Source organism: Mycobacterium sp. HUMS_12744610 (genome assembly GCF_041206865.1).
Lineage (GTDB): Bacteria > Actinomycetota > Actinomycetes > Mycobacteriales > Mycobacteriaceae > Mycobacterium > Mycobacterium servetii.
Map to the genome: position 1 here is coordinate 5,239,345 of NZ_JBGEDP010000001.1, position 11,934 is coordinate 5,251,278.

The 11,934-nt window shown below is 69.0% G+C and carries 11 protein-coding genes; 1 reads left to right on the plus strand and 10 read right to left on the minus strand.

Annotation, left to right across the window (positions count from 1 at the left end; all coding sequences use genetic code 11):
• Positions 1-10: 10 nt before the first annotated feature.
• Positions 11-670, minus strand: a complete 660-nt coding sequence (gene cysC, locus AB8998_RS25460) for an adenylyl-sulfate kinase (protein WP_369740711.1) — start codon at positions 668-670, stop codon at positions 11-13.
• A 122-nt stretch (positions 671-792) separates the two neighbouring features.
• On the opposite strand from cysC, the gene AB8998_RS25465 reads away from it, so the two are divergent.
• Positions 793-1,521, plus strand: a complete 729-nt coding sequence (locus AB8998_RS25465; protein WP_369740712.1) for a TVP38/TMEM64 family protein — start codon at positions 793-795, stop codon at positions 1,519-1,521.
• A 36-nt stretch (positions 1,522-1,557) separates the two neighbouring features.
• Here the strand turns inward: AB8998_RS25465 and AB8998_RS25470 are convergent, their stop codons facing one another.
• The 9 genes from AB8998_RS25470 to AB8998_RS25510 are packed head-to-tail and all read right to left on the minus strand — an operon-like array spanning position 1,558 to position 11,820.
• Entirely contained in the window at positions 1,558-3,108 is a 1,551-nt protein-coding gene (locus tag AB8998_RS25470; RefSeq protein ID WP_369740714.1) for an MCE family protein, read from the minus strand.
• 3 nt (positions 3,109-3,111) lie between these two features.
• Positions 3,112-4,224 (minus strand): virulence factor Mce family protein, encoded by a 1,113-nt coding sequence (locus AB8998_RS25475; RefSeq protein ID WP_369741759.1) that lies wholly within the window; start codon positions 4,222-4,224, stop codon positions 3,112-3,114.
• 35 nt (positions 4,225-4,259) lie between these two features.
• Positions 4,260-5,759, minus strand: coding sequence for a virulence factor Mce family protein (locus AB8998_RS25480; RefSeq protein ID WP_369740715.1), 1,500 nt, complete (start codon positions 5,757-5,759; stop codon positions 4,260-4,262).
• Positions 5,756-7,189: a virulence factor Mce family protein gene (locus tag AB8998_RS25485; protein WP_369740717.1), complete on the minus strand. Its 1,434-nt coding sequence runs from the start codon at positions 7,187-7,189 to the stop codon at positions 5,756-5,758. The genes AB8998_RS25480 and AB8998_RS25485 overlap by 4 nt, the downstream gene beginning before the upstream one ends.
• Positions 7,186-8,217 carry an MCE family protein gene (locus AB8998_RS25490; RefSeq protein ID WP_369740719.1) on the minus strand — a complete coding sequence of 344 codons (1,032 nt, stop codon included), beginning with the start codon at positions 8,215-8,217 and terminating at the stop codon, positions 7,186-7,188. Before AB8998_RS25490 ends, AB8998_RS25485 begins: the two co-directional genes overlap by 4 nt.
• Entirely contained in the window at positions 8,214-9,428 is a 1,215-nt protein-coding gene (locus tag AB8998_RS25495; protein WP_369740720.1) for an MCE family protein, read from the minus strand. Before AB8998_RS25495 ends, AB8998_RS25490 begins: the two co-directional genes overlap by 4 nt.
• 4 nt (positions 9,429-9,432) lie before the next feature.
• Complete coding sequence (locus tag AB8998_RS25500; protein ID WP_369740721.1) at positions 9,433-10,302, minus strand: ABC transporter permease; 870 nt, start codon at positions 10,300-10,302, stop codon at positions 9,433-9,435.
• A gap of 1 nt (position 10,303) precedes the next feature.
• The gene (locus AB8998_RS25505; RefSeq protein WP_369740722.1) at positions 10,304-11,101 is read right to left on the minus strand and encodes an MlaE family ABC transporter permease; all 798 of its coding nucleotides are present in this window, start codon (positions 11,099-11,101) and stop codon (positions 10,304-10,306) included.
• Positions 11,098-11,820, minus strand: coding sequence for a FadR/GntR family transcriptional regulator (locus AB8998_RS25510; RefSeq protein ID WP_369740724.1), 723 nt, complete (start codon positions 11,818-11,820; stop codon positions 11,098-11,100). The genes AB8998_RS25505 and AB8998_RS25510 overlap by 4 nt, the downstream gene beginning before the upstream one ends.
• Between the last annotated feature and the right edge of the window lie 114 nt (positions 11,821-11,934).

Consider the following 11,934-nt stretch of genomic DNA (forward strand, 5'->3'; position numbering starts at 1 on the left):
CGCGGAACGCTCAGACGGCCGGCTCGTCGGAAATGACGCCCACCTGTTCGAGGTAGGAAACCACTTCCTCGGCCAGCAGGTCCGGGTCCTTCTGCGCGTCGAGCCTGATCTCGGGGTTCAGCGGGGCCTCGTAGGGGTCGTCGATTCCGGTGAATCCCTTGAGCTCCCCGGCCCGGGCCTTCTTGTAGAGGCCTTTGGGGTCGCGTTCCTCGCACACCTCGAGGGGGCAGTCGACGAAGATCTCGATGAAGTCGCCCGCGCCCAGTGAGGCGCGGACCCGGTCGCGGTCGCGGCGATAGGGGCTGATGAAGCCGGTCAGCGCCACGATGCCGTCGTCGCAGAACAACTGCGCCACCGCACCGATTCGCCTGATGTTCTCTTCGCGCGCCTGCGCGGAGAAGTCCAGCCCGAAGCGACCGGCGAATTCCTCGCCGTGCGTCGCGGTCAGGGTGTGCGGGTCGGCGTTGAGACCGTGGCGGACGTTGTCCCCGTCCAGGACATAGCTGCGGACGCCCCGCTCGTAGAGTTTGCGATCCACCAGGTTGGCCAGCGTGCTCTTGCCGGCGCCGCTCAGCCCGGTGAACCAGATCACGCACCCTTTGTGGCCGTTGAGGCGTTCGCGGTCGGCGCGGGTGACACTGTGTTGGTGCCACGTGATGTTCGAACCCACGTCCACGAGCCCCTTCCGGCTTTTGCATTCCCCGAATCGACCCCGTCGGACACTAACATGCCGCCGGGATCGCTCACGCGGCCCGGCTCGCAGGTGTGAGAATTCCGGTCAGCATGGTCGACATGGTTGGTGAAGACGAATCCGCGCCGGCGCCGCGGCGGCGCCACGTCGTGCGGCTCGCCGCGTTCGCGGTCTTTCTGCTCGTGCTGTTCTATCTGGTGGCCGTGGCGCATGTCGTCGACGTGGGGCGGGTGCGCGGCGCGGTCGCCGCGACGGGTCCGGCGGCGCCGCTGGCCTATGCCGTGGCCGCGGCCCTGCTCGGCGCGGTGTTCGTGCCGGGCCCGATGCTCGCCGCGGGCAGCGGGCTGGTGTTCGGGCCTTTTGTGGGGATCGGCGTGACGCTGGGCGCCACGGCGGGCACCGCGGTCGTCGCCGCCTTCGTCGGCCGCCGCGCCGGCCGCACCAGTGCGCGGGCGCTGCTGGGGCCGGCGCGCGCCGATCGGCTCGACGCGCTGATCGAACGCCGCGGGCTGTGGGCGGTGGTCGGTCAGCGGTTCGTCCCCGGCCTCTCCGACGCGCTGGCCTCCTATGCGTTCGGCGCGTTCGGAGTTCCGTTGTGGCAGATGGGCGTCGGCGCGCTCATCGGTTCGCTGCCCCGGGCTTTCGTCTACACCGTGCTGGGCGCGTCGATCGGGAACCTGTCGTCGCCGTTGGCGTACTCGGCGATAGCGGTGTGGTGTGTCACCGCCATCGTCGGCGCGTTCGCGGCGCGGCGCGGATACCGGAAGTGGCGCGGGCATGCGGGCCACGCCGAGGAGGGCGCCGCCCCCGATCCGGAAGCCGGGGCTTGACGTCGGCGCCCGCGGCTTCGGTCACCCGGGGCCGAATCAGCCCGTCCGCCCGAGCATTTCCTTCCACCCGTCGTCGCCGAGATGACCCGAGTTCTCCACGGAATACACCACACCGTCGGGCCCGACGACCTTGCCGCTACGCACGTCGTACAGCGCGGTCGGCACGGCGTTCGGAGTGTAGACGCACGGGTTGGGCTGTTGGCCGTTGCACTCGACGGTCCCCGAACCCGGCCGCTGCAGCGGATCGCTGAGCGGCGGCGGCGTGCCCGGCACCCGGTCCGAGGGCAGCGGGTTGAGGCCGTTATCGACCGACGGCGCCGGAATCACGTTGCCCGGCTTGACCGGCTGGTCACAACGCGCGCCCGGCGCGGGGCAGGTGAGGATCTGATCGGGGTCCCCGTACCACGGATTGGTACCCATCGGCACATAGGGTTTGGGGCTTCGGCACTCGCGCGGGGTCGCGGCGCGCTTGCCGGGCACGTCCACGCACGGGTAATTGCGTGCTCCGCGAACCACATTCGCCGCGTCCATGGGGATCTTGCAGTAGGTGCCGGCCGGCAGCGGCGCGATGGTGGTGTCAGCCGGTGCCCGCCACTGGGAGGCCGGCAGGAATCCGGTCAGGCACGGCGGCGGCTGGTTCAGCGCGATCGCGCCGACGCCCAGGTTGGCCTGGCCGGGAGATTGCGCCGTCACCGACTGGGCGATGGACGCCGACTGCGGCAAGAACACCAACGCCTGCTCGACGCCGTGGTGATAGCGCTTAAGCATGTCGAGCACGACCTCCAGGTTGGCCAGCGTCTGCGGCAGCGACTCCCGCACGTCACCGAACGCGGCGTCGACCTGCTCGGCGGTCGGCGCCGCGTTGGCCAGGATGTCGCGTATCGCGTGATCCTGCCGTGCGGTCTGCGCGGCCAGCGTGTTCAGATTGGCGGCCCACCGCCCGATGTTGTCGCCGGAATCGGCCTGACTGTCGATGATCGGCGCCGAGCGCGCGATGACGTCGTCGATGTCGTCGAGGCTGCCCCGGAAGTCGTGCGCGATGCCCTGGGCGGAGTCGACCAGCCGCCGCAGCGCCGGCCCGAGCCCACCGACGGCCTGGGCCGTCTCGTGGAGCAGTGCGGCGACCTTGTCCTTGGGCAGCACCGCCAGGCCCTCGTTGGCGGCATCGAGCGCCGGGCCGATCTGGCTGGGCACGGTGGTCTTGGTGATCGTCTGCCCGTCGCGCAGGAACGGCCCGCGGTTGCGGCTCGACACCAGGTCGATGAACTGCTCGCCGACCGCCGAGACCGAGTGGACGTTGGCCGACGCGTCGGCGGGGACCTGGTAGCGGTCGTCGATGCTCATCGCCGCCCGCGCGCCGCGCCGGGTCGGTTCGACGCCGGTCACCTTGCCGACGGTGATGCCCCGGTAGGTGACGTTGGCCGTGCGATACAGGCCGCCCGACTGCGGCAATTCGGCATACACCGTGTAGCGCCCGACGCCGGCCAGGCTCGGTATCTGCAGGTAGTACCAGACCAGCACGACCACCGCGGCCACGGCGACCCCCGCCAGCACCACCAGCTGGGTTTTGATCATGCGGGTCAACATCTTTCATCGACCCCTTTCCACCAGCGGCCCACCCGGGGCGTCGTTCGGGTTGGGCGTGTAGCGGACGTCGGGGATCATGGTTTCCGGATCCCGTCCCCACGACTGCTCGAGGGCCCGCAAGGCCCCGGAGAAACCCGTTCCGCTGAGCGTGGTGTTGTCGATGGTGGACAGGGTCAGGTCGAGCGTGGCGGACACGTTGACGTAGTCGCCGCGGATCACCTGCGTCACGTCGTCGATGTTGAACGGTGCTGTGAGGCCCAGCTTCAGCGCGCCCACCACGTACGGCGAGGCCCGGCCGAGCTGCTTGAGCGGCCGCTGCAGCGCCGCCAGACTCTGGTGCAGGTTGGGCCGGGTGGCGACCAACGCCCGGTTGGCGGCGTCGCTGAACCGCCCCAGAGACTCGGTGGCGTCGGCGAACAAGGCGCGGGTATCGGCGAAATGCTTTATCAGCGGTGGTATCTCGGTGAGCACCCGCTCCAGCGTGTCCTTACGGTCGGCGACGATGGCCAGCAGTTGGTTGGTCGAATCGATGGCCCGGGTCAGGTCGCCGCGCTGCCGGTTCAGTTCGGCGGTGAACGTGTCCAGGCGCCCGAGGAATTCGCGAACCTGGTCGACGTGGCCGTCGAGGATGTCGATGACCTCGGATTGGATCGCGTCGAGGTTCGGAATCCCGCCGCCGTTGAGGATCACCGCGATGCTGGCCAACGTCCGCTCGACGGTGGGGTAGGCCGAGGCGTTCTTCAACGGGATGGTGTCGCCGCTCCGCAACCGTTGCGGGGAAGGGTTCTTCGGCGCGGCCAACTCGACGTGCTGGGTGCCCAGCAGGCTGGTCTGACCGATTTTCGCCGTCGCGTTGGCCGGCAGCCGCACGCCGGGGTCCACGTCCAACGTCAGGGTCGCGATCCAGTTCTTCAGCCTGATCGCACGCACCGTGCCGACCCACACGTCGGCGACCCGTACCCGGCTGTTGGTGTTCAGCGCCAGCGTGTCCGGCATCTGCACATAGATCGTCAGGTGGTCGGCGCCCGTGCCCTGGCCGATGGGCAGCGGCACGTTGGCGATGCCCCGCCAGGTGCACGACGTCAACAGCACCGGCACCAGCAGGACGGCCAGCACCCACGCCGGTCGCCGACGGGCCGCGCGTACCGCGCTCACTGGCCCGGCCCCGGGTGGGCGGGCTGCGGGTACCAGGGCGGCGGAAGCGGATTGGATTCGTCATAGGCGTTCGGCGGACCGGGCATGGTCACACCCGGCGGCGGGGGCGGCGCGTCCGGGCCGCCCATGAGCTCGGCCAGCGATTCCGGGGTCAGCATGTTCGCCGTGGGCGGTTGCACCGGCGTGCCCTGCATGCCCGGCGCCACGACCCAGCCGGGCTCGTGGTTGCCGTGCGCAAACGGTGTGTCGCGCGCGAAGATCCCCGGGACGGTGGTGTCCTTGTACCCCGGCGGGGGGTGCAGCCGCTGTTCGGAGTAGGCCACCTCCTTGGGCAGGGTGGCCGGCGAGTTGAAGAAGTTCGCGCCGGCGGGCAGGTAGTTGAACTTGATGGCGTCCAGCACCGGCGCCAGATACTGCGCGCACAGCTCGGCCGAGTCCTGGTAGCCCAGTCGGCTGCCGGCCTGGATGGCACTGCAGACGAACTGAAGCGGGTTGGCGAAGTTCGGGAACGCGAACAGGCCCACCAGCGAGCTGTTCAACGGGTGGTAGAGGTTGTTGAAGTTGCCCGCGAAGGTGGGCAGCACGTGCAGCGCGGTTTCCAGGCCGTCGCGCGGCCCGGGTTGCAGGATCGTGGTGGTCACGTCGGCGAGGTTGCCGACGTCGTGCGTCAGCGCGGACCGGTTGTCGCTGACGAACTTCCGGGCGGTTGCCAGAACGTCGTCGATCCGGCCCACCGTGTCCGCCACGTCATGGTCGGATTTGGTGAACCAGCCGGTGAACTCGGCGAGGTCGGCGTTGAGTGCGACGAACTGCCGGTCGTTCTGGTACAGCGCGCCGACGAACTGCGCGAGGCTTCGGGTGATCGCGACGAAGTCGCCCCGGCCCTCGTTCAGCGCGGTCAGCGCCTGCGACAGGTTGTTCAGGGTGTCGTTGACCTGCTTGCCTTTTCCGGCCAGGTTGTCGGCCGCCTTTTCGATGACCTCACCGAATGGCCCTTTCGGCTGCCGGGCCGTCGGGCCGAGTTGGCGCAGGATCCCGTTGATGGAATCGCGCAGCTGATCCCACTCGACGGGCACCTGGGTGCGCTCGATCGGGATCACCGCGCCGTCCTCGAGCACCGGCCCGCCGGTGTAGGGCGGTGAGAGCTGGATGGTGCGCGATGCCACCAGGCTGGGATTCAGGATCGATGCCGTGGCCCGGGCGGGCACCTTGTACTTGTTGCTGTAGTGCAGCGTGACTCGCATCTTGTCGCCGAGTGGCTCGATCGCATCGATCGAACCGACCCGCACCCCCATGATCTGGACCTTGTCGCCGGGGTACAGGGCGAGGGTCTCGGAAAAATATGCGACGACCGTGGTGTTGGTCAGTTTCCGGTAGAGCTGCACCCCCGCGACCGCCGCGATGCAGACGAACACCACCGCGAGCACTCCGACGACCATTGCCCTGCCCGACACTTTCGGCAACCGCACGTTGCGAATGTCGAAGATGGTGCTCATGGCTGCTCACCACCCGTCAGTGGTTGGGTGCGCGCCCCCGGTGGCGCGTGCGTCGGAAGGGGAACGGGGGTGCCCGGGACGTCCGGCGGCGTCTCGCCGGGCCGCGCCGCACTCGGTACCCCCGGTGTGGGCGACGCCCCGTCGGGATTGGGCGGCGACACCTGGAGGTCCGGCGGCGCGGGGAAGCCGCCCGCGACGGTACCGAAGGGGCCTTGATCGGACACCTTGCAGGGCAGCGGGTTTGCGGGCCGCGGCGACGCGCCGGCCGGCGGCGTGTACGAACACGGCGATCCCGGCGGGACGGCGGGTCCCGGATGATCCGGGGTGCCCTCGAGCACCGGCGGCGCCGGCGGCGGCGCGCCGTTGGGGAACCGGGTCCCGTTGGGGTCGGGCCAGCGGAACGCCGGCAACCCGGCGCTGCGCCAGAAGTTCTCCGGGTCGATGCCCCGCTTCTTGAACGCCGCGTCGACCCACGGCTGCAGGACTTGGTAGGGCAGCAGATTCGCCACGATCGCCTTGAAGAACGGCCCGGAGGCGACGGCCTCCGTCAGGGATGCGGCGTACCTGCTGAGCAGCACCAGCACGTCGGCCAGTTCGTTCTTGCGTTTGACCAGCTCGTCGCTGACCGTGCCCAACTGCTGCAGCACGTGGTGCGCGTGGGGATTGTCGTTGATCAGACCGGACACCTGGGCCGACACCGCCGACACGTTGCTGAGCAGAATCCTCAGCGCCTGGCTGCGCTCCCGGAAGGCGGCCAGCAGCGTCTTGGCGTTGACCAGCAGGCCGTTGACCTGTTCGCTGCGGTCGCCGAGGACGCCGGCGACCTTGTTGGCGTTCGCCAACAGCTGCTTGATCTGCTCGTCGCGCCCGCCGATGGTCTCGGAGAATTTGGCCACCCCGTCGAGGGCCGCACTCAGGTGCGGAGCGGTCTGGTCGAAGGTCTCCGACAGGACGTTCAGCGACCGCTTGACGACGTCGATGTTCCAGTCCGTCGCCGCCTTCGTGACGTCGACGAACGCGTCGTAGATCTGGTAGGGCGTAGTGGTCTGTCCCGATGGGAGGATGCCGTTCGGCCGCAACGGTTCCGAGCCGCGGGGTTGGATCTGCATGTCCTTGCGGCCGAGAAAGGTGTCGGTGCGGATCGCCACGCGGCTTTGGGTCCCGATCCGTTTGCCGGGCAACGAGAATCCGATCAGGACGCTGTTTCCGCGGATCACCAGCGAGCGCACCAGGCCGACGTTCACCCCGGCGATCTCCACCCTGTCACCCGTGCTGATGCCGCCGGTGTCGGCGAACTGCGCGTAGTAGGTCGGTGTGGCGAACAGCATCGGCACGCTGGTGAAGCTTTGCCCGACGCCGACGGCGAGCAGCGTGATTAGGGCGCCCATCAGCCCGACGCGGCCGCGGTTGACCTCCGTGAGCGTTCTCATTGCGGCGTGCACCTCCCGGTGGGCTGCCCGAACAGCTTGACGGTGCGCACCGGGCCGCCGGGCTGTAAACCGTTGACCTTGATGGCGATGTCGCAGAGGTAGAAGTTGTAGAAGTCGCCGTAGATACCGCCGGCGCGGCCGATCACGCGGTAGGCCGAAGGCAGTTTCTCGAGCACGTCGTCGAGGGCGGGCTGGTCGTCGATGAGCGGCTGCGCGACGTCCTCGAGGTATCCCAGGGTGCCGTGCAGCGCCGGGCGGTCGTCACCCAGCAGGGCGGCCAGGGTGCCCGCGGCCTCGCTCAGGTGTGCCGCCGCCGCGGCGAGCGGATCGGCCCGGTTCTTCAGCCCGGTGATCAGCAGTTCCAAGTTCGCGACCGTCCCGTCGAGCTCCTTCTGGTGCTTGACGGTGGTGGCCAGCACGGTGTTCAGGTTGGTGACGACCTCGCCGATCGCCTTGTCCCGGTCGGCCAGCGCGGCGGTCAGCGACGCGGTCTGGTCCAGGATGTCGTTGATGGTGGCACCCTGCCCTTGGAACACGGTGATGACCGACTGGGCGATGCCGTTGACCTTTTCCGGGTCCAGCGTCTTGAACAATGGGCGGAACCCGCCGATCAGCGCGTCGAGGTCCAGCGCCGGCCGGGTGTGCTCTATCGGGATCGTCGCGCCCGGGGCCAGCCGCTCGCCGCTGTCGCCGCGGCCCAGTTCCAGGTAGCGTTCGCCGATGAGGTTGAGGTAGCGGATCGACGCCGTCGTCTCCCGGTCCAGCGGCAGCGAGCGGTCCACGGCGAAGTCCACCAGGACGCGGCTGTCCCCGGCGATCAGGGCCACTTTGGAGACCTTGCCGACCTCCACCCCCGACGCGCGGACGAACTGACCGGCGCGCAACCCGCTCGCGTCGGTGAACACCGCGGAATACCCTGTGGTGCGGTCGAACCGCAGCTGGCCGAACACCACGATGATCACCACGGTGAACACCGCCAGTACCGACCAGAGGACGCCGAGTTTGATCGCTGTGCCGGTGGTTCTCATGGGTTGATCGTGTTCTCCCCGTACTGGCGGCCCCAGACGTATTCGGTGAACATCGGCTGGCCGAGCTCCAAGTGGTTGTACGGCGCGATGCTGGCACCGGTGTCCATCACCAGATATGGCGCCGGCCACAGGTCGCGGGTGATGGTCTGCCAGCAGCCCGGCTCGCCGCCGGGCCCGCCGCGGGCGTTGACCCGCGGCAGGTTGTCGGGATAGACGTACGGGTTGGGGGCCCCGACGACGGTTCCGGCCGCCGCCAGCGAGTAGCCGTTGCCGCCGACGGCGTGGGCGACTTTGGGTGCGGCGTCGTGAAAGTTGCGGACCGTGCAGAGCAGCTCGGGGCTGTAGGTGTCGAGCAGCCGCGCGGTGGGCACCAGATCGGCGGCCCCGCGCGTCAGGTACGGCCCGCCCCGGGCGAAGATTTCTTCGCCGTTGTGCCCCAGCCCGACCGCCGCCAACAGCGCCGCGTCCAGATCGTTCTGCTGTCTGGTCAGTGTGCGCGCGGTGGTCAACGCGTTCCGCAGGAAGCCCCACAGGTCAGGTGAGGCGCCGGCGTAAACGTCGGCCAGGTCAGCCAACCGCCGCACGTCGTGCCGGAACGCGGGCATGCGCGGGTTCAGCTGCGCCAGAATCTGGTTGCCGTTGACCAGCGCCTCCCCGAACCTGTCGCCCAGCCCGTTCAGCGCCTGCGCCAGCGCGGACAGCGTCGCGTTCAGCTCGACGGGGTCGACCTTCTCCGCGAGCGAGGTGACCGATTCGAACAACGTGTTGAACTCGGTCGTCACCGACCGCACCTCGATGACATCGTGTGTCGAGATATGCTGCGGCGCAGGGTTTGTAGGTGCGCTCAATGCCACGTACTTGTTGCCGAACAGGGTGGCCGCCTCGATGTTGGCCACCACGTTGGCCGGGATCAGCTCGATGTAGCGGGGGTTTACGTTCAGCAACAGCCTGGCCCCCGGTCTGCCCTCACGTTCGATCTCCGAGATGCCGGCCACCCGGCCGATCGCCACCCCGTTGTAGGTGACCTTCGCCCCCGGTTCCATCACCAACCCCGCCCGCGAAGCCACCATCGTCAGGGTCGTCTTGGGTGTGAAGTCGCCACGAAACTGCAGGTACACCAACGCCATAACCAGCCCGCAGGCCGACAGCAGGACCACGGCCTCCACATACAGCCACACGCGTCTGTCGGTCCGCATCGCCGGCGTCGTCATGGCGTTACACCGTGAGGTTGAAGTTCGGGTCGACGCCGTAGAGCGCCAACTGGGCCAGCAGGACCACGAGCACCACCGAAACCAGGGAGAAACGCATCGAGCGGCCGACGGCCTGACCGACCCCGACCGGCCCGCCGCTGGCGGTGTAGCCGTAGTAGCAGTGGGTGATCATCACCACCACCGCCATGATGACGACCTCGAGCACCGACCAGCCCACGTCCTCGGGTCGCAGGAAGGTGCGGAAGTAGTGCTCGTAGGTGCCGTTGGACTGGCCGTAGAACACCGTCGTGACGAGTTGCCCGGAGGTGAAGGCCATGTCGAGGGCCAGCGCGTACAACGGCACGATCACCACCAGCCCGCCCAGGATCCGGGTCGAGACCAGAAACGAGATCGACTTGATGCCCATGACTTCCAGCGCGTCGATCTCCTCGCTGATCCGCATGGCACCCAACTGCGCGGTGGCGCCGGCGCCGACCGTGGCGGCCAGCGCGACGCCGGAGATGATGGGCGCGGCGACGCGCGTGTTGGCCAGTGCGGCAAAGAATCCGGTGAACGCCTCGACACCGATGTTGCCCAGCGACGCGAAGCCCTGGATGGCGATCAGCGATCCGCCGGACAGCGTCACGAACCCGATGATGGCGACCGTGCCACCCACGATCGCCATCGCACCGGTTCCCATACCGATCTCGGCGATCAGCCGCAGCGTCTCCCGGTGATAGCGGCGCAGCGCCCACCCGATCTGCCAGACGCTGATCCGGGTGAACCGCGCGAAGATCCCGATCCGCTCGAACCGGCGCGCCGTGCCGCCTCCGTAGCGCCCGATGGTGGCCGCGGTGCGCGGGAAGCGGCCCCGTGCGACGACACCGGTGGACATCTCAGCGCCCCGTTCCGAACCGGACACCGATCGTCGTCAGCACCACGTTGACCGCGAACAGCGCGATCACGCACAGCACCAGCGTCTCGTTGACGGCGATGCCGACGCCCTTGGGACCGCCCTTGGTGGTCAGGCCGCGGTAGCAGCCCACCAGCCCGGCGATCGTTCCGAACGTCGCCGACTTGACCACCGAGATGACCACCTCGGGCAGGCCGGTGACCAGGGTGAGGGTGCCGACGTAGGCGCCCGCCGAAACGTGTTGGATGTAAACGCCGAAGATGAAACCGCCGACCAGGCCGATGGTGATCACCGCACCGTTGAGCAGGGTCGCGACGATGGTCGCGGCGACGACGCGGGGCACCACCAGCCGGTGGATGGGGTCGATGCCGAGGACCTCCATCGCGTCGATCTCCTCGCGGATGGTGCGGGCGCCCAGGTCCGCGCAGATCGCCGTGGACCCGGCGCCGGCGATCACGAGCACGGTGGTCAGCGGGCCCAGTTGGGTGACCGCGCCCAGCGCCGCGCCCGCACCGGAGATGTCGGCGGCTCCGAACTCGGCCAGCAGGATGTTGAGCGTGAAGATGATGAGCACGGTCAGCGGAATCGCGACCGCGAGGGTCGGCAGCAGCGACACACTGGTGATGAACCAGCCCTGCTCGATCGTCTCGCGCCACTGAAAGGGCCTCCGGAACAGCGCTTTACCGGTCAGCACGCAGGTCCGGAAGAATCCGCCGACGGCGTCGACTCCCGGCTGGATCTGGCCGCGCAGGTAAGTGGTGATCACCGCGGGGGTGCTCACTGCCGCTTCCCCCGGCGCTCGAGTGCGTCCAGCAGGGCCGCATTCGCCAGTTCCAGCGCGTGGTGGGCGGCGTCCTTCGCGCCGGGCCCGTCGCCGGCGCAGATCGCATCGGCCAGGGCCCGGTAGATCTCCGGGCGGTTACCTTCGGCGGTCAGCCCCGGGGCCACGGCGGCGATCGCCGGCTCGTATGCGGCGCGAAACGCGTTGTACATCAACCGGAACACGATCGATCCGGCGCTGTCGACCACATGGTCCCAGAACGAGAGCGCACGGCGTTGCCACTCGAGCGGGTCCGGCTCCGACTCGAGGGCGCGCAGCGAGTTCTCGAGCAGCCCCGCCAGGTCGGGCCCGTGTCGTTCGGCCGCCAGCTCGGCGACCTTCGGACCGTTGCGCAGCCGGGCCTCGAGGATGCTGCGGAAGACCGCGCCGTCGAGCTCGTCGTTGCGAAACAGCAACCGCGGCAACAGGTCCAGGCCCGCGTGCTGCCGGAAGTCGCGCACCGTGGTGACGCCGCCCTGGCGCACGTCGACCAGCCCGGCCGCCGAGAGCCGCTTGAGCGCCTCGCGGACGGCGGGCCGCGATACGCCCAGCACCTCGGCGAGCCGGCGCTCACTGGGCAGGGCCGCACCGGGCTGCATCTCCCCGCTCAACACGTCGGCGGCGATCTGCTCGAAGACCTCTTCGGGCACCGAGCGGCGAATCACCGGTTGCAGCGCCATGCGGCAAGTCTGTGGGCCAGTTGGCCAGACGTCAAGTGGTAAGACCAGCGTGTCGCCGGACGGGCGGGCCCGAACCCGTGCGGTCGCGCGGCCGCCGAAGGCATCCTCGCCCGG